Annotated in this window: 23 protein-coding genes; 2 read left to right on the top strand and 21 right to left on the bottom strand. The window is 58.6% G+C overall.

Annotation, left to right across the window (positions count from 1 at the left end; genetic code table 11):
• Nucleotides 1-104 precede the first annotated feature (104 nt).
• Nucleotides 105-1,148: a ParA family protein gene (locus H621_RS27895; RefSeq protein WP_084167907.1), complete on the top strand. Its 1,044-nt coding sequence runs from the start codon at nt 105-107 to the stop codon at nt 1,146-1,148.
• Nucleotides 1,145-1,864, top strand: a complete 720-nt coding sequence (locus H621_RS0102425) for a hypothetical protein (RefSeq protein ID WP_028941830.1) — start codon at nt 1,145-1,147, stop codon at nt 1,862-1,864. Before H621_RS27895 ends, H621_RS0102425 begins: the two co-directional genes overlap by 4 nt.
• A gap of 316 nt (nt 1,865-2,180) precedes the next feature.
• Here the strand turns inward: H621_RS0102425 and H621_RS28415 are convergent, their stop codons facing one another.
• The 21 genes from H621_RS28415 to H621_RS0102315 all read right to left on the bottom strand — a co-directional run bounded on the left by H621_RS28415 (nt 2,181) and on the right by H621_RS0102315 (nt 23,332).
• Complete coding sequence (locus H621_RS28415) at nt 2,181-3,404, bottom strand: hypothetical protein (protein WP_156905592.1); 1,224 nt, start codon at nt 3,402-3,404, stop codon at nt 2,181-2,183.
• Nucleotides 3,405-4,038: 634 nt separating this feature from the next.
• Nucleotides 4,039-7,092, bottom strand: a complete 3,054-nt coding sequence (locus H621_RS0102415; RefSeq protein WP_028941829.1) for a host specificity factor TipJ family phage tail protein — start codon at nt 7,090-7,092, stop codon at nt 4,039-4,041.
• On the bottom strand, nt 7,061-7,465 hold the full coding sequence (locus tag H621_RS0102410; RefSeq protein WP_028941828.1) for a hypothetical protein: 405 nt from the start codon (nt 7,463-7,465) through the stop codon (nt 7,061-7,063). The genes H621_RS0102415 and H621_RS0102410 overlap by 32 nt, the downstream gene beginning before the upstream one ends.
• Nucleotides 7,466-7,467: 2 nt before the next feature.
• Nucleotides 7,468-7,947 (bottom strand): DUF1833 family protein, encoded by a 480-nt coding sequence (locus H621_RS0102405; protein WP_028941827.1) that lies wholly within the window; start codon nt 7,945-7,947, stop codon nt 7,468-7,470.
• On the bottom strand, nt 7,944-8,396 hold the full coding sequence (locus tag H621_RS0102400) for a hypothetical protein (RefSeq protein WP_028941826.1): 453 nt from the start codon (nt 8,394-8,396) through the stop codon (nt 7,944-7,946). Before H621_RS0102400 ends, H621_RS0102405 begins: the two co-directional genes overlap by 4 nt.
• Before the next feature lie 12 nt (nt 8,397-8,408).
• Nucleotides 8,409-11,342 (bottom strand): phage tail tape measure protein, encoded by a 2,934-nt coding sequence (locus tag H621_RS0102395; RefSeq protein WP_028941825.1) that lies wholly within the window; start codon nt 11,340-11,342, stop codon nt 8,409-8,411.
• Between the two features lie 314 nt (nt 11,343-11,656).
• Entirely contained in the window at nt 11,657-12,172 is a 516-nt protein-coding gene (locus H621_RS26835; RefSeq protein ID WP_245219014.1) for a hypothetical protein, read from the bottom strand.
• A gap of 57 nt (nt 12,173-12,229) precedes the next feature.
• On the bottom strand, nt 12,230-13,399 hold the full coding sequence (locus H621_RS0102380) for a phage tail tube protein (protein ID WP_028941824.1): 1,170 nt from the start codon (nt 13,397-13,399) through the stop codon (nt 12,230-12,232).
• Nucleotides 13,400-13,500: 101 nt separating this feature from the next.
• Nucleotides 13,501-14,025, bottom strand: coding sequence for a hypothetical protein (locus H621_RS26830; RefSeq protein WP_051270380.1), 525 nt, complete (start codon nt 14,023-14,025; stop codon nt 13,501-13,503).
• A 104-nt stretch (nt 14,026-14,129) separates the two neighbouring features.
• Nucleotides 14,130-14,534: a phage tail terminator-like protein gene (locus H621_RS0102370; protein WP_028941823.1), complete on the bottom strand. Its 405-nt coding sequence runs from the start codon at nt 14,532-14,534 to the stop codon at nt 14,130-14,132.
• A complete protein-coding gene (locus H621_RS0102365; protein ID WP_028941822.1) occupies nt 14,531-15,085 on the bottom strand; it encodes a hypothetical protein in 555 nt (184 codons plus the stop codon). The genes H621_RS0102370 and H621_RS0102365 overlap by 4 nt, the downstream gene beginning before the upstream one ends.
• Before the next feature lie 2 nt (nt 15,086-15,087).
• Nucleotides 15,088-15,468, bottom strand: a complete 381-nt coding sequence (locus H621_RS0102360; protein ID WP_028941821.1) for a hypothetical protein — start codon at nt 15,466-15,468, stop codon at nt 15,088-15,090.
• A gap of 2 nt (nt 15,469-15,470) precedes the next feature.
• Entirely contained in the window at nt 15,471-15,863 is a 393-nt protein-coding gene (locus H621_RS0102355) for a hypothetical protein (protein ID WP_028941820.1), read from the bottom strand.
• Between the two features lie 39 nt (nt 15,864-15,902).
• A complete protein-coding gene (locus tag H621_RS0102350) occupies nt 15,903-16,622 on the bottom strand; it encodes a hypothetical protein (protein WP_028941819.1) in 720 nt (239 codons plus the stop codon).
• Nucleotides 16,623-16,672: 50 nt separating this feature from the next.
• Nucleotides 16,673-17,650: a major capsid protein gene (locus H621_RS0102345; protein ID WP_028941818.1), complete on the bottom strand. Its 978-nt coding sequence runs from the start codon at nt 17,648-17,650 to the stop codon at nt 16,673-16,675.
• Nucleotides 17,651-17,662: 12 nt separating this feature from the next.
• Nucleotides 17,663-18,373, bottom strand: coding sequence for a hypothetical protein (locus H621_RS0102340; RefSeq protein WP_028941817.1), 711 nt, complete (start codon nt 18,371-18,373; stop codon nt 17,663-17,665).
• Between the two features lie 117 nt (nt 18,374-18,490).
• On the bottom strand, nt 18,491-19,537 hold the full coding sequence (locus tag H621_RS0102335) for a structural protein (protein ID WP_028941816.1): 1,047 nt from the start codon (nt 19,535-19,537) through the stop codon (nt 18,491-18,493).
• Nucleotides 19,530-20,930: a DUF4055 domain-containing protein gene (locus H621_RS0102330; RefSeq protein ID WP_028941815.1), complete on the bottom strand. Its 1,401-nt coding sequence runs from the start codon at nt 20,928-20,930 to the stop codon at nt 19,530-19,532. The genes H621_RS0102335 and H621_RS0102330 overlap by 8 nt, the downstream gene beginning before the upstream one ends.
• Nucleotides 20,931-20,938: 8 nt before the next feature.
• Entirely contained in the window at nt 20,939-22,240 is a 1,302-nt protein-coding gene (locus H621_RS0102325; RefSeq protein WP_028941814.1) for a terminase large subunit domain-containing protein, read from the bottom strand.
• Complete coding sequence (locus H621_RS0102320) at nt 22,227-22,688, bottom strand: DUF2280 domain-containing protein (protein WP_028941813.1); 462 nt, start codon at nt 22,686-22,688, stop codon at nt 22,227-22,229. The genes H621_RS0102325 and H621_RS0102320 overlap by 14 nt, the downstream gene beginning before the upstream one ends.
• A gap of 32 nt (nt 22,689-22,720) precedes the next feature.
• On the bottom strand, nt 22,721-23,332 hold the full coding sequence (locus tag H621_RS0102315) for a putative metallopeptidase (protein WP_028941812.1): 612 nt from the start codon (nt 23,330-23,332) through the stop codon (nt 22,721-22,723).
• Between the last annotated feature and the right edge of the window lie 17 nt (nt 23,333-23,349).

Here is a 23,349-nt window from a genome sequence, read left to right as displayed (position 1 = left end):
GCTGCGCTATCGTGAGGGGCGTTGCGAAAGGCACAGCCGATGGCTCGATTTACCGCAACAAAAATGGTTTATAAATCCACAGGCATCAGGGATGGACATTTAAAATGACAAAGATTGTAACGCTTTACAATCATAAAGGCGGCGTTTCTAAGACCACAACGACTTTCAATTTGGCGCATGCTATAGCCGAGAAATTTAATACCAAAGTTTTAATGGTTGACGCTGATCCGCAGTGCAATTTAACCGAACTCGCCTTGTCTCAACTGATTGAGAAACTAGATATAAAGTCGGAAAAGGAAGGTCGAGAATATCCACTCCCTGGCACCACTATATTAGAGGCACTAAGCCCTCGATTCATTGGTGATCGCTCAACGGTTGATGTGGATGGGATAGAATTACTTCCAGTTAATGGCGCCACTGAAAATGTATTTTTGTTTCGAGGAGATATCGCTTTAAGTGACTCCGAAGATACATTGTCGCAAGCGCACAGCATGCGAACGACAAATGATTTGCATCAGAAGCGCAACTATGTAGCAATTAATGACATGCTCCGGCGCCTAGGTGAAAAATATGGGTTTAGTCACATTCTTGTCGATGTGGGGCCAAGTGCTGGCGCTTTAACTCGGGCATGCTTCCTAGCCGCTGATGTTTTCATGGTTCCTGTTTTCCCAGACAGATTTAATTACCAAGCTATAGGTTCACTATCTCAAATTATCGGAAAATGGATTTCTGAACACGCAGCTATAGTCGAGGATTTCAAAAAATTATCGCTAAATGTGGCGCATGGTAAGCCGGAATTTCGCGGAGTAATAGTTCAAAGATTTCAAAAGTATGGCGGGTCTCCTAAGCCAGCTTTTGATCATTGGATGAAGTTAATTCCTCAGCGTGTAATGTCTGATTTAATGCCATCTTTGGTGGCAGCATCAGGCGATAAAGCTACTGTTTCCGAAGCCTGTTGGAAGAACCCCACAGTCGCTGAAATCGCGGAATTTGCTAGTTTGGCGCCGATGATGTTGACGTGGGGAACTCCCGTCTGGAAATTAACTCGTGAACAAACGGGTTGGGGCGGAAGTGTTTGGGATCAACGTAGTGAAGCGATGCAAACTTTCAAAGATCTATTTTTTGAATTGGCTGAGGTAGCCAAATGACGACAATCGCAAGCTTAGACTATGGGCTAGTCGCTTTTATCGATATTCTTGGATTTTCTTCTATGGTGGAGGAAGATTCAAAAGGTAAAATCCCAAAATTTCTTCCAATTTTCTTAGAGGTTTTTGAAGAAGTAGCGGGGAGCGCCGCAGGCAGTGGCTGCGATGTAAAAATGTTCTCTGACTCGATAATAGTGGAAGCTGGACTTACCCCATCCAATGTGGTGGGACTGCTTGGTATCGCGGCATCAATGCAGAAGTTATTTCTTAAACGAAATATTTTAGTAAGGGGTGGCATTGCATTTGGCAAGCACTTTTCAAACGAGCGAGTGACGTTCTCTCAAGCCCTGATAAACGCCTACCACTTGGAAAGTAAAGTCGCAAAGTTTCCTAGAATAGTCATCAATGATGATGTACTTAATTTTGCCTGGCATCATATTGACGCCGACGAGGGAATCAGAGATGGAGTTCGAGCGTTAGTTTTTCGTGATCGGGATAACTCGGCGTTTGTTCACTATTTTATGGGCGAGGAATTAGATGATCTAAAACCATTTGTCCGGGACTATATTCAGAACAATGCATCTTCGCACGAGACAGTTTTAGAAAAGATGCGCTGGCTTCTGGATTACTATAACTATTGCGCTAATGACTCTGGAGGCGAGCGCTTAGCGATCAGAAGTTTAGAACGTGACTTTTCGAATCTGGATATTATAAACTGAGGCGCGGTAGCGTTCTAGATAACTCACTCCATTCGCATCGCGCACCAATACTTAGCTCGCTTTAAAAGCGAGCTAGTGAATCAAAACCTACGAAAACTATTAATAGTTAATTTCAATGTCGTATTCGACAGCCAGCCCGGATCGCCGCGCTGCTTCGCCCGTACGATCAATTGTGTCAAAAAACCGGCCCAGTGGTGAGGTGGGGGCTCTTGCTTTATACTTGCGTTAGGCTCGACGGAAGTCCTAATTCGACTCAAACGAGTCTTTCAGAGAATTTTTCTGTCCAATTTTCGCTGTTTCTAAGTAGCGTGGTTCGCTATCTTTTCCTTGGATCCCAGCGTTCTCCAGATCGAAACCTTTCAAGGTCAAAGTGTTTTTCGACTGCTGAAAAATCTGGGGCTTTAGAAAACACCTCAGAGTAGCCAGGAAATTTGAACTCGATCGGGACGGCGAACTGGTGCGCCCTGATCTGGTCGTGGGCAATGTGCTCGAACACAATAGCCTCTCCACTTGTGTTGAAACTGATGCTCGTGATTTCTACTTCAGTGCCACCGATACGATTTATGCTGCCCAATACCGTTTTCATACGCGAACCAGAGCCGCTCCCAACTTTGAAAATTGGAGTATTACTGCATAGAAGGCGGAAGCGGATCATATATACAAATGCCTTCCTTGGTTGATCGAACTCGCCGCGAAATGCGCGAACAAGATTTCTAGGTGCTCCCTGAGCGCGCCGACTGCATTTTGGGCACCCTGTGCCGCCAAGGTGGCCAGTTGGGCTTTGGTTGAAAGCCCCATCTATCGGGCAGATGATCGTTACCCGGTCAAATGCTCCCTTATAGTCAGTCTCCGAGTAGTCGTAGGCAATTCCGTGGACTGCACGCGCATCTTCGATGAAGGACTCAGTCGTTTTCCGCATGGAATTGCCTGTCCTGATTACAGCGCACAGGGGGCATCCGCCACCTTGAAGATGTCCGCTAGGCAATTGTTCAAATATCCCATGCTCAGGGCAGACTATTTGAATTTTGGTAGCAGTACCTTGGAAGTAATCCTTCGAAAGCGTGTATTCATAGCGACCGTCGTGAAGCTTAACTGCTCGGTCAACGAAGTCTTCAAATGTCATACGTGCCTGCTTACCACGCATCGAGTAGGAACAAGGCTCACAACCGGCACCGCTTAAATGCACACCGGCAGTCTGTTCAAACTCTCCATGTATAGAGCAAATTATAGTTAGCGAATTTCTGGCGCCAATGTATTTGGTAACAGAGTAGTCATATTTACTGCCGTGGACCACTTTCGCAGCCGCTATGAATTTTTCGGTGTCTTTTTTATGGTACTTCCCTGCATTTTCAAAGCCACAGAGCTTGCACCCAAAATACAAATGATTTGCTGGGGTTTGCTCAAACCCCCCATGCTTTTTGCAGATAATCACTACTTTCTTTCTGTTGCTCACATACTTTACTTTTGAGTAATCATAACGATTTCCGTGAACCGCTACTCCGTCTCGGATGAACTCCTCTGTGGTTTTTTTCAATCTCATTAACTACCCCAACGCCAAAATAACTTGTCATTCCCTGTAGCTGCCGACGTTCATCTATGCACAAAGCTTAATTTACTGCCAGTCGGCGAAAGCCATTTTATAGCATGGCTGTTATACGTGGCGCGTCAGGGAACAATTCCCGACGTGACCAGTGGTCAGATGAAAATGACTGATCAGGTTGAATGCAAATGGATGAGCAAGTGGATTGCAATTTCGCAGGAAGGAAGCGGCGTAGCACCATGCACCTTAGAAACACAAATTTTTCGTGGATGCTTACAGACCTGCACAGCACCCCACCGTATTTTACTTTACGGGGGGGGGGGGCACTTGGGGCTATGGATGGCCGCGTGGGGCTAGGGCCCTAAGCGCCGCAAAAAGGTTGGGGGTAGCCACCTGCGCGGCCAACAGGGCCGCTACAGCATGCCTGCGGGGCAGTTACACGGTACAGCTTGGTGGCTGGCGTGCAGTTAGGTGGGCACTGCCACCTGCTTGCAAACCATCAGCCCTTCACGCAAGCAATCCGTGTGGGGCTCAGTGTGGGGCTAACGCCATATGCATAATTTTAATTCATATAAAACATATAGTTACGTTAAACAAAAACCCGCACAAGGCGGGCATGCTCGATAAGGTCCGGTCAGGCCGGCGGGAATTGGTCGTCGTAGGTGTAAACGCGGGCGTCGTAGGGCATGCCCTTCATGGCGACGTTGCCGTTGGCTGGGTCAGAGCTAGTGATCAGCGTCGGATAGGCCCAGCGGGTGCTCGGGCCGAACAGGATGTGCGGCGGCTCCAGCGGGCCGTCGACTTCCGGCGTGAAGTCGAGCGCGTCAACTCTGACGGTGTACTGATCGACTTGCGTAGCGGTGAATGGGCCCGACAGCGTGCCATCCAGCTTGCGCACGCCGATCAAGTGCTCGCCCCCGGCGCTGAAGTCCAGCGGCTCTGAAGAGCTCAAAAGCGCCCCCGAGCCGGTGACTGCAAAGTCCAGAAGGATCGCGCTCTGGCAACGCTTGGGGGCGTCATCGGCAACGGCTGCAAAACTCAGGTATCCGCTGTTGCTGCCGTCCATCTCGGTTTCCCAGGTGTAAACGTCGGTGCGGAACTTCTGATGCCCGCGCCGGCGCATGCCGAACCGCCAGGCCCTGGTCTTGTCGCTGAACCCTGGCATCTTGATCTTCTCGACCTTGGTGCCCAGGTCGCCCGGCCAGCGGCACTCGACCGTTTCCCAGGCCCATGTCTCGCGGGAGAAGTACTCCATGTCCACGCCGTCGAAGTCGTTGATCGACGGCATCGCGCCGCTGATCTTCAGCATCTTGGTCATGTTCTGCGGCGAGTACGTCTGCGTCTTCGGGCCGTAACTCACGTCGAACGCGGCCCGAGCGGCATCACGCACCGGACGCAACAGGCCCCGGAACACCACCAACTCACCGAACCCGCAAGCCAGGGCGTTGTTGATCATGTCCTTGACCGTGATCGTCGCGTCCAGCGTCTCGTCGTAGGTGTCGCCGCGGGAAACGCAGACGTTGTGAAAGGCCTGCCATTCGGGCAAGTCCAAATCGTCATCGGTGTAACCGCGCTGCTTCAGTTGGTAGATACACCAGGGCACGATGTCTCTGGTGGGACCTTTGCCCCCTTCCATGAGCGGCAGGATTCGTGTGGCCTCGGCGCTGACCTGGCTCTCCGACTGCGCTGACAGCCGATCACCGCCACGAATGTTGCAGGTCATAACCGTCAAGCCGGTATAGCTGGTTGGCGAGCTCTGCATCCGGCCGCGCAGGTCGGTCCATGTCGCGTCGTCTCGAGCTTCGTCGTTGATTCGGCCCGGCCGGTCGACGTACTGCTTGCGAATCCTGGCCTCGGCACGCATCGGGTAAGGCAGCACCACCCTTTCCGTGAAGCCCTGGGCATCCAGTGAACCGCCCACGTTCATCTTTTCGATTACGATCCAGGCCCCAGCTACATCCATGTCGCGGTACTCGAAGACGTAGTAGGTCGGGATCTCGTAAATCTGGCCCTCTCGACCGATGCCAGCCAGGCCATTGGCATAAGTGACAGACCACTCAATCTCCGTGATCTTCTCGCCTTCTGGGCAACAGGCAATTGGACCTCGGTAACCACCCTGCAGATTGGATGCGTCCAGTGTGATCAAGCCATTTACGGTCTGCATGCTGTTGAAGCCAGGCCAGCCCGCGTCGGTTGAACCTGACGAGCTCAGACGCTCAACAGCTAACAGGCTCGCGCTGTAGGCCGTGATCCGGTAGCGCAAGCCGCGCGGACCGATAGTGGCCAGACCTTGGCCAATAGCCAGGCCTACCACGGGTGATCCACCGTCGTAATCAAGCGTCATCTCCGCCGGTTGCGCTGGCGTGCCTCCGGTCGTAGCCGTCCCAGTCACACCAACCGGAGCCGACCCCAGCACCGTCGAAGCGCCAGATGCCGATATAGGCATGCCGAAGAAAGGGGTGAGCTCTACAAATCGGACCACACCCGATGATTGCTGGGCCTGGATCGGTACGCCAGTGAGCTGCACGTTCAGTGCCGAAACCAGGCCGGCCAGGTCAGTTGTGGCGGTGCTCAGCGTCAGCGGGTAGGTCGATCCCGCATGCGAAAGAGTGAACCCGAGAGGCGTGACGTTGAAATCGTATCGCGTCGGTGCAGCAGAGCCGGTCAGTGTGGATGCTGAGCCAGGATCTGCTGGCACAGCCGGTACCGCCGGAGTGAAGCTGTGCACCACGTACATCCCAGCGTTCGACCCGGCCACCTCAATGAGCATGCCCGGAGACGGGCTCAGCATTTCAAGCGGGCCGCGGATGATGTCGCGCCCGGCGCCGCCGTCAACAACCTCATAGCTGTAAGGCGAAAGCACACGGATGATGATGCCATTCGACCAGTCGGCCGGGAACTGGCCCGATCCAACCGGAATGCTGATCGTGTCACCGACAAACTGGTACGCCGAGGCTGTGGCGGCCCGGGTCAGCTCGGTGGCCATGGTCAGCTCAAGGCCTGCAGAACCACTGGAGCTGGCCCCAACCTCTGGCGCGTTGAACCAGTTGATGTGCGCCGGATCAGCTGACAGGTCAGCACCTGGTGGGTAGATGGTGAAGGTTGCGTCCGCACCCAGGGAAATCAAAGGCGTTTCACCGACCTTTACCTTGGACAGAGGGATGTCGTACTCACCCTCACCGACATAGAGAAGCATTTCAACGCGCTGGTCGCGCGGAGCCAAAAAAGCGCGGCGCGGCTGAGCCAGGTAAGACGGATAGGTTCTCTGGTGGCCGGCGATCTGCCGCACCGGATCACCCAGTTTGACCTTGTTACCCTTAGCGCTGGCATCCATCAGCGGGTCACCCTGCTGGGTGCCGGCACTGGACGGCATGCCCGGCATCTTGGGCATGATCGCCTTGAGCACCGCCTTGGCGCCTTTGAACAGGGCGAAGGTAATGGAGAACGGGTCGGTACCCTTCGGCTCTCGGTAGATCTGAAGCAGGTCGGAAGGCTTGAAGGCGACCTTGTGCCAGTTGGTTTGCTCTATCACTTCGTCGTTCAGCACGGCGCTGATGGGCGGGCTCTCGCGACGTTCGTAGGACGTGGCTTGGGACTTCAGCCATTCCTCGATGGTCATCCGGCGATCGGTCTTCCAGGTGCCCAGGGGCGCGGTGTCACTCAGCTTGTTCGGATAGAACTCGATCACGGTAGTAAACCACCCTTGGGTTAGCGGCTTCGAACTCGCCGGTTGTCCGGAGGCAGGCGCCACCGGGATTTGTGTCGATCACCTTCAGGCGACCTTCGCTCAACAGCACTGTGCCAACATGCAGCAGCGCCTTTCCGCGCAGTACCGCAGCGATCGCGCCAGGCTCTGGCGCGCACTCCTCCATCGACTTTCTGAGGTCGCGGTAAGCCTTGGTGTTCTCGCGGATCTTGTCCTTTCCCACCGCGCCCAGCGAAGGCAGCCAGTCCAGCCCGAAAAGGTCATGCCGGACCGCCCGGCACAGCCCCCAGCAATCGAAGGCAATAGGACCCCTTGCACCCTCGCGATACGGGGCGCGCATGAATTTCTCGATCATGGTCAGATGTACTTCAGGCCAGGTGCCAGGGATGTGGTCAGCACGGTGCGCAGACCATTGGTGTTCAGCAGATCGAAGAAGCCGGCAGTGAGCTTGGCGATATCGTCCTCATACTCCCGACTGAGCAGCGTCATGCGATACCGCTCCTGAGGGAACGAGAGGTCTTCGGCCAAGTAAATGCGCACGGTGATAATGAAGCGGTTATCGGCGGCCTTGGCGGCCTCGACCACCTCTTGCACCTCACCGGTCACATTGTCCAGGCCGAGCACCAGGTTCTGGAACGCGCTGTTGTCGTTCTTTGGCATGGCCAAATCCATGGCCATAGCGATGAAGAGCAGCGTTCGGCCGTCCTCGGTGGTGCAGATCCGGTCCTCGTAACCTGAGCAGTAGAGGTGCGAGATGCTGCTACCCTCCTCTCGCCCCTCCACAGTCACCACCAGCTCCCCTTTGCCTGAGGCGTAACATTCCTCAATCAGGCTCATGCTTCAGGCCACTCCTTGTTCATGGCAAGGTCAATCACGTTCTTGTTGAGCCAGTATTCTGGAAACTGCTCCCAGGGCGCGGGGATCAGTGGCCGCGCCTTAAGCTGAACTACTGCCGAATACCGCCAACGCTTGACCTGGGTAAGATCTGGCCCCTGGTATATGCCCTTGAAGTGGGCCTCATAAGCCGTGAATCCTGCCGGGGTCTGCAGGCTGATCTCGAACCACTCCAGACCGTTATTCAGGGTGCGCGCATACCAGGCCTCAAATATCCCCGCTTCGTCCTGGCTGAAGTTGAAACTGAACTTCACCTCAGTCGGGACGTAGCTGTGCCGAACCCGGTACCGCGTACGCCCGGTTACCATTGGGGTAGCCCGCATCGGATCGACCGTGCTCATGCCGTACCCTTCCTGCAGAGGAAGTGACAATCCTGCCGGGTACTGAATCATTGCCATTCCTCGTTAGGAGCCCTGTCTTTTCCAGCCATATGCGCCTTCGCCGGCATCCACGACCTGGCCGTACCCAGAAGCAAGCTGGCCAGAAATCTCGTCAACCGCAGCCTGGACGATCACCCGCAATCGGCCGTCAGAGTCAGTCCGGGTTTCGATTTGGCTTTGGCTGTAGTTCTCGATGGTTACCTGGTGGATAACCTGAGTGGCCTGGGTGCCGCCCTGACTTCCCCGCTGCGCAACCGCCACGGATGCCCCTTGACTGGCCACCGATACCCGCTCGTTCGAATTGATAGCCTCTAGCAGCGAACGGTTACGCTTGGTGGCCTGGGCGTTAACCACGAACTCACCGTCGCTCAGCCTGGCCGTGATGCTGTCAGAGGTGCCAGTACCAGCCCCGGACACGTAACCCCCAGTGGCGAAACCAGGGACCACTGCGAGACCGGCAGCCAGCGCTGTGGTGGAAGTCAAAGCAGTAGCAGCGGGGACGGCGTTGGTGCCAAGCGTGGCAAGGGAGGCCATCGCGGCCGCAGGCGCCCAGGCGGAAGCGGTTGTCCCAGCCAGGGCAATGTTGGTCGCTGCTGCCGAAGCTCCGAGTGTCGCGCTCAGCGCGGCGTTCATCGCCATCTGCACGCCCATCCGGATAAATCCGGTGATCACCTGGTCGAGCACGTCAGCGCCGATATCCCCAAGCGTCTTGAACGACAAGCTGCCGCTCTTGATCGCGCTGGTGATGTCATTCGCTATGGTGTTGAACGAACTGGAGAAGATCGACTGCGTCTGTCCGGCGATGTCGCGCGCTTCGTTGCCGAAGTTTTGGACTGCCGCCGTCCACCCGTTGATAGGGTTGAGCATGGCCTGGTCCATCTGCGCCCAGCCAGCCTGCAATGCTTCCAGCTGTCTCGGTAGAAACTCGTTGGTCAGGTCGATCTGCGTTTGCAGGTCCTGCCGCTGCTTCTCCGTGGTGGCATTGGCGAGCTCAGTACGCAGCTGGAGGATGCGGTCGTTGGTCTGCTGCTCCAACTGCACACGCTGCTGCAGACGGGTTGACTGCAAGTCACCCATGCCCACGCCTTGAGCCTCCAGGCTGTACTGCGTCCGCTGGGTGCTGAGCTGCTTCTCCAACTGAGCGCGGTACTGCTCAGCTTGCGTCAGGCCTTGAGCGCCTTTGATGGCAGCGCCGTAGTTGATCGAAGCCTGGGCCAGGGCCTTGTTGTACTCCTCCTGGCTGATTTTGCCCTTGTCCAGCACCAGCTGGAGCTGACCCTGCTCCTTGACCAGCGCACGCGCTGCCTGGGCTGCCGGATCGTACTGGTTGTAGAGCTTGGCGAAGGTGTTTTCAGCCTCGGACACGCCGCGATTCTGGCCGGTGGCCGCCTTGGGCTTGTTCTTCTTCGCCTCACGCTCTTTGATGTCGGCGATTTGTTGCTCGACGTTCTTTCTGGCTACCGCGTACTTGGCTTCTTCCTCAGCAGTGAACCCGCCGGCCTTCTGCGCATCTGCGCGGGCCTTGTCGATGTCCTTCAGCTGCTTCTGAAGCTTCTCGGTTTGGGTCTGAGCCGCCTTGAAGGTGGCGTTGATCGTGTCGACGCCTTTTTTTCCAGCATCTTGAATCGCCTTGCTGGCAGCATCCTCAGAAGCTTTTCGACCGGCCTCGGCAATGGCTGATTGCAGATCGGCAGCCTGTTGACGCAGTTGAACGATGCTCTTTGAGGTGATCCCGAGACCAAAGGCTGCACGGCCGCCCTGCTGAATGCCTTTCTCGGCATCCGCAATCTTGCGCTCTACGTCCGCAAGCTGTTGTTCGAGGGATTTGTCGCGACCAACGTCGAGCATCGCATCCCAGGCTTTCTTGGCGAACCCGGCTACTGACTGCCAGGCAGACTCTAGGGTGCCGAGGTTTCCCTCGATCTCTATGGCTCGACTGCTGATCTCCTCGGCGTACAGCCCTGCGGCCACCTGCGCCGCCCCCATGGTGTCGCCCTGCTCCTGCAGGGAAACGATGTTGGCGTACTGCGAGGTGGTCAGAATGTTCAGCTCAGCGTCGAGCTTCTTGATTGCCTCGACCGGGCTTTTCGCGATGTCGTTGAACGACTTCACGACCCCATCGATGTCTCGACCGGTTTGCTTCGACCAGGCCAGCGAGGCCTGGGTGATCTCCGCGTACATTGAGGTCAGCGGGTTGCCTGCGGCTGCCAGCTTGGTGAGCACAGCCGCTGCAGCGCCAACCGTGCCGCTGGTGCTGGCCACTTCATTGGCAAGGTCTGCCAACTGGCCTGCACTGGTGCCGGCGGCGTTGCCGTTCTCGATCAACGCATTGGCGAAGCGCTCCGATTCCTCTGAGCCCTGGTAGTAGGCCAGCGCCAGAGTAGCGGCGGCTGCCGCGGCAACGGAAAACGGGTTCACCAATCCAAGGATGTAGCCACCCATGGCGCGCGCGGCCGGCCCTACACCACCGAACATATCCTTGAGCTGACCGCCCTGCTGCAGGAATACGGTCAATGGGGCCTGCCCGGCCTGAAGGCTGACGGCAATATCGGTGAACTGGGCAGGAAGGCCACGCAAGGATGCCTGGTAGGCCTTGGCCGACATTCCGGCCTTGTTCATGCCGGTGCTGGTTTCACCCAGAGCATCGCGCATGGTGTTAATGCGCTGGGTGTATTCGACGAACGTGTCGCTTTCGACAATGCCTGCCTTTTTGAACTTTGCCAGCTTCTCCTGCATGTCGTCCAGACGGCCAAGGGCAGCGGTGGTCGGATTGATCTGCCCAAGCAGCTGGGTAAGGGCTTTGCGCTGGTCGTCCAGGCTTTCCGAAACCCCTTCGGCCGATGCTGCTGCCGCATCCCCAGCCTTCTCCATCCGTCCGAGCGAGTCGGTCAGGTCATCCGCATTGCGCTTGGCGCCGCGCGAGTCGATCGTTACCGCGAGGCGGGATTCCTGCGCCATAGCATTCTCCAGGCGTAAAAAAACCCGCTTGGCGGGCTATCGTTTTGGCGGCGTCGACCTGTCCTTCTCCTGCTGCTCGTCCCAGTGCCTGCGGTACTCGTCATCCAGCGCGAAAATCGCAGCGTCGAACTCATCGCGACAAATCGCTGTGGGATAGCGGGCCATATAGTCAGTGATGGCTGCCGGGGAGATTGGTGCGGGAGCGCCGATCATTCCGACGTATTGCCGGGTGCGGCTGATAGAGCCGTAGGCCTCAAGGACCTCGGCAGTGACGCCATCAATTTCGGGCTGAGGCGGTACCGGCGCTACGCCTTTCAGCCTTTCGCGCTTCCAGCGGGCTTTTTCATTGCTTTCGCCCGCCCACTCCCGCCCCCAGATGTAGGCGTCGATGGCTTTTTTGCGGTTGCCTGAGCCTTCTCTTCGATCCGGCGGGCAATGTCGCTACCTGTCTTGATTGCCAGGAAGTAGACCTCGGGCATCTGCCTAAGAAGCGCCTTACAGAGCCCTGGCGAGTAAGGCGCGGGGATGCCGGGACTGTCGGCTTCATCGACGCCCTCCCAGTCTTGGATCAGATGCTTGGAGACCAAATCGAAGAGCATCTCGCTTTCCTGCTCGAAAACAACCGGCTCCGCATCGGCAATGCTGAAGTCCTTGGTGCCAACACGGGTCTGCATGTCGATGGATGCGAGGTGGCGCTGGATCAGCGCGTAGTGCGACTTGTACAGCGGGCTGGCGGTAGAGCCGACCAGGATTTTCGCACCCTTGGCGATTTCGACCCAACGGGTGCCATCAATGTCGAGCTCTGGCTTCTTGGCAATAGTGATGCCCATGGTAATCCTCTGCGGTAAAAGGCCCAGCGCACACCGCAGGGCGCGCCGGGCGAAGGGTTAAGCGGTGACGGTAACAGCACAGGTGTCGGTCTTGGTGCCGTCTGCTGCACTGGTCGCGGTGATGTTGGCGGTGCCCACTGCAAGGGCAGTGACCAGGCCGGTCGCGCTCACGCTGGCGATGGCTGGGGCCGAGGAGATCCAGGTGACCAGCTGGCTTGCGCCCACTGGGGTTACCGCTGCCTCGAGATCGGCGGTTTCGTCTACAGCCAGGCTCATGGTGTCCGGGGTGACGGTCACCGCTGCGATGGCGATAGGCGCTGGCAGGCGGGTGATGGTCGGTGGCACGCGGCGAGCGGTATAGGTCAACTCCACCTGGATGATGTCGGTGGCGCCGCCGTCCGGCCAGTCGCCGCTGACTTCCATCTCAGGGATGAGGAAGGTGTAGCCACCGTCTGCATTGCTCAGGGTGAATTCAAAGCTGAGCGAATCACCGGTCTGCTGCGCCTTCCAGTACTCGTAGGCGGTCTTGGACCAGCTCATGGTGATCGAGCCGCCTGGCACGAAGGTGGTCTGAATGATGTTGCCAGCGAACGGGTTGCCGTTTCCGATGCATCGCTGGGTCTGGGAGTTATTGGCGAACTGCAGGTTGAAGGTGTCAACGCACGCGTTGTCGTCACCCAGTTGCACGCCATTGATCTTCAGGCCGGTCACATCCTTGAAATCGTAGCGCCGCTGGCTGGCCTCGGGTGCAGGGCTGACGATGAACGACGAGTTGTCGGCCTTGTCCTGCCACGAGGTGGCCATGAACGTCGTGGTGACGCTGATCTCGTTGTCGTTCGGGACCTCGATGTTGATCGTGTCAACCTGAGCGCCCCGGGCAATGCCCGCGATTCCCACGTCAGCGTCGTATGCGGCGATGGAGAACGAGATTCGCTCGTTGCCCATGGTCAGGGTATTGCCGACCCAGTTCGCACCGAAGCAGGAGGCCAGGAACTCGTCCAGGGCGCCGTAGCGGAACTTGGTTTCGATATCACCGCCAACGTCCACGGTGGTCTGGGCGGTGCCCTGCGACATCCGGGTTTCGCCGATCTCGTTGTTCTCTTCGGTGTTGTAGGTGGGCACCAGGCCGAAGCTGACGCGGGTCAGCACGTTCCATGGGCCCGGCGGGGTAATCCCTGGCGTCACTTCGCGAATCCACGCGGTTGAGCGTTTTGCACCGCTACTCATGGGGTGTTTCTCCTATCAATAGGCGTAAAAAAACCGCCATGTGGCGGTGCATTTGCGAGGTTTTGGTCGGCTAATTGTGAGCCGAGATCACATTTACGAGATCAATGAAGAGGCAGGGATGGCTGCATCTGCGAGGCAAGATCGTCAAGCTTCGCTTCAAGCGGAGGCTTCTGCCTTTGCCACTGACGCAGGCCTTTCCCGCAGAGGCTGGCCAAGGCCTGCTTGCCGCTGTACTCGAGAAGAGTTCGCTGAAACTCGGCGCTGAGCGTCTCGCCCTGGCGAACCTGCTCGTCCAGCACATCAAGTACGGCGCGACGGAACTGCTTGGCGCGCTCGGTTCGAGCAAACATGCCGAGCAGGTGGGCGCCACGAAGGCTGAATACGCGCACATACTGTTCGCCGCCGCGTGTCTGCATCTTGACCATGCCAGTCATGGTCTTGGTGAACTCATCGGCATGCCGCGTGTATAGCTTCTGCACCTGGCGCACAGCAGAATCAAAGGGTGCGTCAGTTTGGTCGCCCCCTTTTCCGTAAAGCGCAATAGCGACTTCCGACAGCGTTAGACAGGGCTGCCCGCCATGATCAATCACGCTCAGTTCGGTATCGCCGATAATCAGTTTGTCCATGGTGTATCCCCTGCAATAGCCCTGGAAATAGATCGGCCACAGCAACGCCCCAGGGAAGGCGCTTTCAGGTGCCCCCTAGCTGTGACCAGAAACTGAATTGGGGCTCAGTAGGCCCGGTATGGAATCCGCACGTTTACCTGGTACCAGTTGTTGCCGTCGTCCCCGACGACCTGGGCGGACGCCGCATGACACTCAAATGGGCCGGTGGGATCGCTGTAGAACTCGAACTGTTCTACCAGCGTGTCAGCAGCTCGCGTGATCGCCAAAGTGCCCTCGTAGGTCGGAACGAACAGCTGAATAACGATGATCCCAGTGCGGCGAACGCATGGCCCTACTCCGACCTCTGGAGTACTGCTCAGGCCAGGAATATCGGCCAGGCGCGCCCAGATGGTCTTGCCAGCCGGATCGAATGGCTTGGCGTTGTTCGGGTAGTCCACATTCTCCGCTGGGATACCGGTCCACTGCTGCATGCGCCCGATGACGATGTTGCGGATCTGTTCAAAGGTCATGAGCTGTAGGCCTGTGAGACACCATGGAAGGAGACGGCATAGACGCCTCCTGGCGCCTGGGTGGAATGGCCGTCCTCCAGGCGCTCCGCGTATGGCAGGTTGTTCTGGATGTACACGACGGAGTAGGCGGAAACACCGTTCAACACGGCCGCGCCTTTCGCTATCGTGGCTGAGCCATTGGCGTCCGTAGCATCCAACTGGGAATAGCTAGGGTCGCCTATCGTCACGATGTTGTTCGCACGGAACCTCCCGCCGACGTAGCCTTTGCCTGCGGCCAAGTCGTTCACATAGAAGTTCTGGTCCCGCTCTTTCTTCGTCAGCTTCTTGTTGCCGAGAGACAGGGCCACCGCGTCATAGGCGTCTGCCTGCGAGACATTTCGGGCCCTTTGTTCAGTGTTGACCTTCCAGAGATCAGGGTTACCTACAGGGGACTTGAAAACGATCTCCCGAAGCATGGCCATAGCGATGACCCGAGACCTGGTGGCCACCGCCTCGTCCACCTCCTCCCGGAATGCTGATGGTGGAACGCTCCACCCTCTTCCCTTGGCCATGGTCACCTCCTCAGCTGGATCTCATAGTGGGCCTTGGCCGGGTCAATACCGGGACTGACGATGGTGTAGGTCGCCTGCTCGCCGGTGAGCAGGTCTTCGGCAGTGATCTTGTGCCCTACGGCAGGCTTGTCGGTGACCTCGTTGGCCAGGCAGATCAGCAGCACATCACCAACGAGGATGTTCACCCCGTCGATGCGTCGGCTATCGTAGGCGTCGAGGATGCCGCGCCCCGTGTAGGTCACTGGCTGGGCCGTGGTCGTCTCGTTGACTGGGTCCCAGACACCAGGGCCCATGTAGGTGCCGGTAAAAGTCGATACCGCATCGGCTAGGTCTTCATCGAAGGCCTCGGCCAGATCGGCCTGCACATCGTCGCGCAGCCCCATGGCTACCCCCTCTTTACAGCAAAAGCGAAAGGATTGCTGCGCCAAGGTGTTAGCAGGGCCAGGGCCAACTGCACGCACGCAGGCTGAGCGGCCTTGCTCGACCGGTCGAGCGCACCGAAAGACTTGCTGGTCGATACCGAACCGGCTTTGACCGTCTTGGACTCAAGCGAGCCTTCAGTCTGCTGCTGGTACAGCTTGCCCTCGGCTGCGCACTTGGCCAGTTGGGCGCCAGCTTGCTTTACATCGTCAGGCACATTGTCCATGTCGACGCCGACCAGGTTCAGTGAGGTCAGGTAAGCGTTGGCCTGCATGACTGCGCCGGCCTTCTTGTCCTCGGTGGTCCAGTCTGGGCCGAGGATCTCGTCGACGTCGGCCACAGTGATGTAGGTAGCCATCAGGCCTCCGCTTGAATGAATGGGGCCGTAGCCCCGGTGTTACGCCTTCGACAGATCGTCGATCAATTTCTGAAGCGACTCTTTCGAGGCATTGGCTCGGTAGCTGACGCTGGCGGCGTCGAGTCGAGCCTTGAGCTCCGCGACTTCTTTCGCCTCTCGCTCTTCGTCAGGCACCTGTCGGCCCTGAGCGGTTTGCGCCACGAACTCATCCAGTTTGCGCTGCAGATCCTGAGCCTTCTCGACTTCCCCATCGCGCTCGCGCTGGAGGCTGGCAATTCCGGCGTTGACCGCTTCAAGCACCTTGAGCAGGTGGTCAGTGGTTTCGCCAAGCTCACCTTCTGGCCGCTCCAAGCTCTGCGCGGCGAACGATTCAACGATTTTCCGAACCAACACAAGTTGATCGGACTGCGCCTCCAAGTCCTTGTGTAGTGCAACTACAGATTCATGGATTCGCAGCGCCACACCATCGCCGCGCGGAACATCCAGGACCCCAGACTCCAGCGATACAGCCAGCTCTTCGATGGCACCGAGCTGAGAGCGCAGATACTCCATGTCCTGATGGCCGATGCCTGGCGCCACAACAACGGCCTTCAGCTCAGGCCGGATGGTCACCTCAGGCACGTCCTCGGCCTCCCCCTCGCGGCTCTGGGCAGCGTTGGCGTCGACAATGCGCAGGCCGTGCTCTTGGGCCAAGGCCTTCACGTTTTCCCGGTACTGGTGGAACGGGCCTGCCAGGTACCAGATGTTGTTCTTGATCATGACTTTTTCCTCAGCGAGCCAGGCGACGTGCCCGGCCCGCTATCACTGGATTACTTGGAGGCGTCGCCGATCAGGGCCGTACCAGCGGTGTGCTTGATGCTGGTGGCGGTCTTGTCCCAGTTGGTGCCGGTCGCCAGCTCGGCATCGGTCGGGGACTTGCCGCCAGCGACGGTGTCCCAGGTGTAGCCCTTCAGGCCCAGGCCGAAGGTGTAATCAACCTGCAGCGTGGTTTCGATGCGCTCTTTGCCGTTGGTGGTGTCGACGTTGCTGATCATGTCGCGACCGTCATGCACCAGAGCTGCACCCTGGACCAGGGAAAGGATGATTTCCTTGTCCGGCGCCGGATCGACACCCGCCTGCATCAGAGCAGGAGCATCGGTGACCACCGACACCTTGCCGAGAATGTCGATCACTCGGACGTTGCCCGCCTGGAACAGCTGCTGCTGGTTAGCCAGGTTCTGACCGATCAGCTTGTGGTAGGTGGTGCCCTGCATTACCTGGGTGATCAGGTTCTGGCTGGCATCACCGAACTTCGCGTGGGCGTTGTTCAGGCCGGCATAGGTAATACCGGCAGTGGCGGACACGTCGTTTACTGCTGCGGCCTGGGCGGTGATCGCAGCCACCAGAGCGGCGATAGCAGTGTTCAGCTGATCCTTCAGCAGGATCTCAGCGAAGGCGCGCGAAGCAACTTCGATGCCCTGGGCGGTGGGACGCTCCAGCCAGGTCATCTGGGATGGCTCGTAGCGCACCGGGCCGAAGCCGCCGGCGACTTTAACCGAGCTGTTCTTCAGCTCGGTCAGGTCGGTGATCGGCGCGGCGCCGTTGGCAGCGTAGCGATCTACGCGGCGCTGGGCGGCGGCCAGGGTCTGGAAGAAAGACTCCTGCAGGAAGTCGCCGGTGAAGCCGTCCGGGGACAGCACGATTGCGCCGCGGCTGGCGGCGTTGAACGCAACGAGCATCTGGTCCAGCGTTTCGATGGTCGCCGGCATGATGTATTCGTTGAAAACCTGCATTTGCGACAGGGACATGGGTGTTTTTCCTTATTTCAGTGGGAGGTCTGGGAACCGGTCAGCGATTGCTGCCGTGCGTTCCTCTTTGGTGCCGCCGATTTTTCCTTTTGCGGCCCCGCCGCCCTTTCCAGCACCTCCGGCCCCGCCGCCAGATGCTTTGCTACCAGCGATCAGCGGACCGAAGGCCGGATCGTTGGTGAATTCAGCTTTCAGCTCATCCAGCGTTGCCGCCGAGAGCTTGCCGGCCGCGTCCAGCACGACAACGGTGGGTTTACCGTCGCGCTGCTCGACGCTCAGCCGGCGTTCGATATGGGGGAGCAATGCCTTGGCGCTGCCTGGGATGGCCAGAGTGGTCGCGATCTCGGTAGCGGTGCGGCCCACAGTCAGATCCCGAATCTGGCCTTGCAGAGTGGTGCGCTCGCTTTCGAGTGTGCCGGTCAGCTCTGCTTCGCGGCGCGCGTACTTCTCGGACCAGGACTTCTCGAGCTCTTCGACGTTGCCCGACTTGCGCAATGCCTCTTCGCGCTCCAAGCGGGCCTGCTCTTCGGCATCCTTGCGGGCCTTGTCGGCAGCCTTCTTCTCATCCAGCAGCTCCTGGACCTTCGACTTCAGGCCAGAAACATCCTCAGGCTGTGGCAGCCCTTCGATGCCGAGAACGAATTTGCCGTCCTTCTCGACGTACAGAGCCTGAATGGATTCGTCGACGCCTTCGAGGCTGTCCAGTTGGAATTTCAAGGTCATTGCTGTCTCCCAGAGACGTAGTGCAGGCCCTGCCTGCGGATACAAAAAAGCCCCGGCTCAGCCAGGGCTTGGAAAGTGCGCGCCACGAAAGCGCGATGTGGTGTTTTGTGGCGCGGATCAGTTCATGCCTGCCCGCTCGAAAGCCATAGGCTCACGCTCGCGCAGCTGCTGAAGGGTCAGTGTCTTGCCGTTGTCGTCGACGAACCGGTCGATGGGCAGCTCGCCTTTGCTGAACAGCTCATAGCGAGCCGGACCGAGCACGTCCTTCTGGAACGCCACAGGCTGCCGGGCAAGCCATTCGCCGTAGCTGGTCTTGCTGCTGACCTGCTCGACACCATCCGGCCCGACAGAGGGACGCGTAGAGCCTGGAATCTCGCGGGCGTATTCGTCCTTGAGCACCGGCACCAGCGTGGTACGGCAGCGCCAGTGATACGGAGGCCGGGGCCCGTCCAGCGGGATGATGGTTTGATCCAAGCTCATGCACAGAAGCGTCGTGCGGCTGTCCAAGGTGGCAATGCGGCGCATACCTTTGAGGATGTCGTCGTTGTCCTTGAGCACTTCCACGCGCGCCGTACTGGCGATGTGGTTGGTCATGGTGTTGACCAGTGCTGCAGCCTGCTCCTTTTGCTTCACACCAAGCGGGGCCAGGCGCCTGGCGATCTGGTCGCTGGTTTCGCCCAAGGCTGAACCAACCCGAATCTGGCTGATGATTTCGGCCGACTTCTTGGTGCCGAACTCATCCAGAGCGCCAGCAATGCTGATGCGCTGCCTGCCCTTCCCGACTTCAAGGTCCATCGGATCGGCCAGGGCCGCCGCTGCGATCTGGGCTGGTACTGGCGTGTTCAGCTGGACGACCGTCTTCACGACCTTGCCCAGCAGCGTCATGTTGAACTCGGCCTCGTAGCCGCCGAATTCTGTCAGATCCAGAATGGCCTGCCTCTTCATGTCGCCGTAGATGGTCGCCAGATCGCCCTGCAATGCCTGTATCTGCCGCTCGTAGCGCTTGCTGCCGTACAGGCTCAACCCGTCGGCAACGCGCGCCTTGGCTGTGCTGATGGCCTTGCTGATGAACTTGGCCAGCTTCTTCAGAGTGCCTCCGGCGTAGCGCTGGACATGCACCTGGTGCCGCGTGGCCGCATCGGTCAGATAGCCTTCGTTACTCATCGCCGCCCACCGGTGGTTCGCGTGCCAGTTCTTCGTCGATCAGCTCGTCAGTCCGATCAGCCTCAAGTACGCCACCCTGGCGCAGGTTGGTCCGAACATCAGACTTCGCAATGAAGCCCTGCTGCCAGAGCTGGACCTGGGCCAGGATGTCCTGGGCAGTCATGGTCTCGTCGAAGAACGATTGGTTGAGCCAGAAGACAGTACCAGCCTCGTCCGGCTCGCCCATCATGAACCGCTCAGCGTCGAGGATGGCCCGCTTCAGGGCCTCCGACACGTTGCCGGCGATGGTGCCCAGTACGCTGTTATCGGAGCTGTACCGGATGCGCACCGCTTCGGCAGTCTCGGCGCCACCAGCCTGCTGGACGATGCGAGCACCGATCATCAGCATCTGCTCCTCCTTGTCCTTGAGCAGCGTGCGAGCCAGCTGGCTCTCGGTTGCCTGGACCAGGGTTGCGGTACCGCTCTTGCCGAGGTTATAGCCGCGAGTCGATCCGATGTGCATGCCGTTCGGGTTCAGCTTGGCGAAGTCATCAGCGGTGATATCAGTGGTGATGAACAGCGTCGGCTGACTGCTGATGAACCCGCTCTCCTCCACCGTAGCGCTGTTGCCGTAGTGCAGGATGTTCACGTCGGCCAGGTCTTCCAAGGGCGACTTGTCGACGCTGGCGTCGTTGTTCTGGGCGCCGTAGAAGCTGAATAGGATGTGGTCGAAGGGGCGGCCGTTCTTGTCGAGCGGCGCGACCTCGGTGTAGGTGTTGCCGTCTTCGGCGTAAACACGCTGCACATAGCGGCCATCAACCAGCAGCAGCACTCGGAACTGGGTGCCCGTGGTCCGCTCCAGGCTTTCTGCGCTGAACACGGACACGCACTCCAGCAGGCAGACATAGACCAGTCGCTTTACGCCATCGACCACCTGCTCATCCCAGTCGATGATCGACTCGGCGCCATAGTGGTGAATCAACGCGCTGCGCCCCTGCATGTCAGCCATAGAGGACACGCCCTCAACCGCAGGGAAGTCCACAAGGAACCCACCCCGGCCGGCGTCCAGGCATTCGCCCACGGCATCCTTGGAGAGCTGCTCCAGGCTCGCGCCGTCGCCGCTCGCGTTCTCTTTGAGGTACTCGACCCCAGCGGGAAGCTCCAGCTCCGCAGTCTTGCGGAAGACCGCGCCCAGCAGGCCGGTGCGCGTGCGCCCGGTGATGTTCAGGAACATCGCCCGCTTCTTGTACTGCTTGTAGCGCGCTAGGTTCTCCGGGGATTTGTTCTCCGGGTCCGGCATCGGCAGGTAGATATCGTGCTTGCGTACCTCGCGGGCGCCGGCCACGCAGCGCTTGACCAGCTGCCAGCCGGGCAAGGCTTCCGAGTACTCTGCCCGGGGACTGAAATTCGGCATGGGTGGCCTCAGAAAGTGAACGAGATTGGAACGTGAGTGACCGGCCTGCTGATCGGGTAGTCGTGGTGGATGAAGTAGCCGCCCGCATCGTTCGCGTGGTCGACACCCGACTTCTTGTCAGGCTCGCCGTTGGCTGCCCACACCTGCTGCTCTAGTCCATCCGCGTAGGTCGGGCAGCGCAGCGGGTTGATCAGATAGCGACGCTCTCCATTCGCGTTGCAGAACATCGCGTTCATGGCGTTGATGCGGTCTTTCACTGGCGGGTTGGCGTCTGGCGCGATCACAGCGAAGCCGGCCTGGCGCAGGATGGCGATGTCCGTCTCACTGGCATTGACAGACTTGCGCGAACCACCAGAGGCATCCGGGTAGATCCTGATCTCGCAGGTCTTCTCGTAGTCCTTGCCGTTGTGCCGCCAGTAGCGCTCTTTGATGCGCCGGATCATGTCCGGGGTATCGAAGCCGTCGATCAGCTCATCCACCGCCCTGGGCTTGCCGTCACTGCGCTTGACGTGCGTGATTGCCGCCATCTTACCGACGTTAAAGTCCATGCCGATGAACAGCGGCTCTCCCGCCTCGACTGAGTCGAAGCAGGTATTCAGCTTGCGGTCATAGGCGTGGTAGATCGAACCCGCGTTGAGGTTTACGAACTGGCCATTCAGGTAAGCCAGGATCAGCTGTGCCGGGTATGACTCCATCAGGGACGGGATGTAGTCGGTCGGCAGGTTCAGCTCGTTGTCGAACGTGCTCGCCTGGACCAGGCCATACATGTCTTTCAGCGCCGGCTTCTCGCGCAGCTGCTTCACGAACTGCTGATAGACGAACTTGAACCCCTCGGGGGTGGTGGTCACGTCAACGCCGTTCTTCAGGCCCGGCATGTTGTAGCGCATCCGGGCAATGATCTTGCGCCAGGCATGCTCAGCCTTCATCGCGGGCATAACATCGAGCTCGTCGACCAAGGCGTGCCCGATCTTGAAGCCAACGATGGTCTGGGGCTTCTCCATCGAGCGGCAGATGGTCGTGCTGCGGTACTGGCCGCCGCTATAGAACTCGACCTCTTTGTCGCTCTCCTTCGTCTTGACCCTCAGGCCCCAGTCGAAGGCAACCTCCTCGATCGTCGGGAAGAAGATGTCGCGGATCTGCGGGTAAGTCGGGGCGAAGTAGCCGGAGTTGATCCGGGGCCACTCCCAAACGTGCTTGCAGATGCCCGCGCAGCCTACCCAGGTCTTGCCAGAGCCGAAGCCCGCTACGAAACCGCGGAACTTGTTCTCCATCTGGAGGAACTTGGCCTGAGGCACGTTAAGCGTCGGCATCAGGCTTCCTCGCATCCACCACGTCGACTTGCACCCTGGTGGGCGGCACGTTGTCGTGGGGGTTCTCGTTCTTGGTCTGGCGATTCACGTACACGTCGCCGACTTCCTTGGCGGCCTGCTCAAGGATTTGAAGGGTCAGCCCGTAGTTGCGCATCCCCTCGACCTTTTCTGCCAGCCTACCCAGCGTGCGGAGCCGGTAGGCCCGGTTAGCGATTGGTATCTCGGCTGCCTCTTCGCGGAATCGCGCTCGAGTGTCTGCGAACAGGGTTACCCAGCGCTTGGCTAGGGTCTTGCTGCAGCGCTTTGTTGGATCGTGCGTCTCCACCTGCTGGCGGGTCACATCGATGTTGAATTCACGCTTGACGGCCTCAGCCACCTGGGTGGGGGTATCGAAGCAGGCCAACGCCTGAACGATAAAGGCCTTCACCTCGTTGCTCAGGGCTGCCATAGGTTGGGATTCCGTCTAATGCCTGTCTAGCGTCAGGCCGACTTGAGCAGACAGGTTCCGCAGGCCCTCGAAATGTTGATCTTGGCCACCTCAGGCGGCCGGCTTGCAGCGTCGATCAGCTGCTGTACGTCGTGGCTCGCACCGTAGCGGCGGACCACACCAACGAACTCCTCCACATCATGACCACGAAGCGTCAGGCTAGGCAGGCCGTCCTGGGTGAACTTGGGCGCGCCGTACTGATCGAGCTTTTGGGCAATGTGGTAAAGCTCATGCTCAATGAGGGCGCAGAACTCGATGTCGGAGCACTGGGAGCAGTAATCCGCAGCCAAGGTGATGACGAAGCCCGGCACCTCGCCGAACCAGTCGATCATCTGTTGCTCTTGCCGAGCCTTCTGCCAGCCACCAGCGCGGAACATCACCGCCTCGGCCTGGCCTACTACGGTTCGACCTTGCTTCTCGAAGCAGGCAGAAGCCCATAGGAAGCGAAGCGGCGCATCGATCAGGTGAGCATGGTCAGGGTTGTGCAGCTCGCCATCGGTACTGAGGATCGCAGCCTGAACCCAATCCCCCACCTCTGGTGCTGGCTGAAGCCTGGTGCCGAGCATCGAGAGCTCGGTCAGCTCAAGCAAAGCAGGAGGCGGCATGGGCCTGGCCGTCGCTC

This window comes from Pseudomonas vranovensis DSM 16006 (genome assembly GCF_000425805.1).
GTDB classification, from domain to species: domain Bacteria; phylum Pseudomonadota; class Gammaproteobacteria; order Pseudomonadales; family Pseudomonadaceae; genus Aquipseudomonas; species Aquipseudomonas vranovensis.
The sequence above is the reverse complement of the archived record's forward strand: the minus strand, read 5'-3'. Positions and strand labels throughout refer to the sequence as shown.

Excerpts from the sequence above, each read along its gene's own strand:
- H621_RS27895 (WP_084167907.1), top strand. The coding sequence starts at position 105 with ATGACAAAGATTGTAACGCTTTACAATCATAAAGGCGGCGTTTCTAAG.
- H621_RS0102425 (WP_028941830.1), top strand. The coding sequence starts at position 1,145 with ATGACGACAATCGCAAGCTTAGACTATGGGCTAGTCGCTTTTATCGAT.
- H621_RS28415 (WP_156905592.1), bottom strand. The coding sequence starts at position 3,404 with ATGAGATTGAAAAAAACCACAGAGGAGTTCATCCGAGACGGAGTAGCG.
- H621_RS0102410 (WP_028941828.1), bottom strand. The coding sequence starts at position 7,465 with ATGATCGAGAAATTCATGCGCGCCCCGTATCGCGAGGGTGCAAGGGGT.
- H621_RS0102405 (WP_028941827.1), bottom strand. The coding sequence starts at position 7,947 with ATGAGCCTGATTGAGGAATGTTACGCCTCAGGCAAAGGGGAGCTGGTG.
- H621_RS0102400 (WP_028941826.1), bottom strand. The coding sequence starts at position 8,396 with ATGATTCAGTACCCGGCAGGATTGTCACTTCCTCTGCAGGAAGGGTAC.
- H621_RS0102395 (WP_028941825.1), bottom strand. The coding sequence starts at position 11,342 with ATGGCGCAGGAATCCCGCCTCGCGGTAACGATCGACTCGCGCGGCGCC.
- H621_RS26835 (WP_245219014.1), bottom strand. The coding sequence starts at position 12,172 with ATGGGCATCACTATTGCCAAGAAGCCAGAGCTCGACATTGATGGCACC.
- H621_RS0102380 (WP_028941824.1), bottom strand. The coding sequence starts at position 13,399 with ATGAGTAGCGGTGCAAAACGCTCAACCGCGTGGATTCGCGAAGTGACG.
- H621_RS26830 (WP_051270380.1), bottom strand. The coding sequence starts at position 14,025 with ATGGACAAACTGATTATCGGCGATACCGAACTGAGCGTGATTGATCAT.
- H621_RS0102370 (WP_028941823.1), bottom strand. The coding sequence starts at position 14,534 with ATGACCTTTGAACAGATCCGCAACATCGTCATCGGGCGCATGCAGCAG.
- H621_RS0102365 (WP_028941822.1), bottom strand. The coding sequence starts at position 15,085 with ATGGCCAAGGGAAGAGGGTGGAGCGTTCCACCATCAGCATTCCGGGAG.
- H621_RS0102360 (WP_028941821.1), bottom strand. The coding sequence starts at position 15,468 with ATGGGGCTGCGCGACGATGTGCAGGCCGATCTGGCCGAGGCCTTCGAT.
- H621_RS0102355 (WP_028941820.1), bottom strand. The coding sequence starts at position 15,863 with ATGGCTACCTACATCACTGTGGCCGACGTCGACGAGATCCTCGGCCCA.
- H621_RS0102350 (WP_028941819.1), bottom strand. The coding sequence starts at position 16,622 with ATGATCAAGAACAACATCTGGTACCTGGCAGGCCCGTTCCACCAGTAC.
- H621_RS0102345 (WP_028941818.1), bottom strand. The coding sequence starts at position 17,650 with ATGTCCCTGTCGCAAATGCAGGTTTTCAACGAATACATCATGCCGGCG.
- H621_RS0102340 (WP_028941817.1), bottom strand. The coding sequence starts at position 18,373 with ATGACCTTGAAATTCCAACTGGACAGCCTCGAAGGCGTCGACGAATCC.
- H621_RS0102335 (WP_028941816.1), bottom strand. The coding sequence starts at position 19,537 with ATGAGTAACGAAGGCTATCTGACCGATGCGGCCACGCGGCACCAGGTG.
- H621_RS0102330 (WP_028941815.1), bottom strand. The coding sequence starts at position 20,930 with ATGCCGAATTTCAGTCCCCGGGCAGAGTACTCGGAAGCCTTGCCCGGC.
- H621_RS0102325 (WP_028941814.1), bottom strand. The coding sequence starts at position 22,240 with ATGCCGACGCTTAACGTGCCTCAGGCCAAGTTCCTCCAGATGGAGAAC.
- H621_RS0102320 (WP_028941813.1), bottom strand. The coding sequence starts at position 22,688 with ATGGCAGCCCTGAGCAACGAGGTGAAGGCCTTTATCGTTCAGGCGTTG.
- H621_RS0102315 (WP_028941812.1), bottom strand. The coding sequence starts at position 23,332 with ATGCCGCCTCCTGCTTTGCTTGAGCTGACCGAGCTCTCGATGCTCGGC.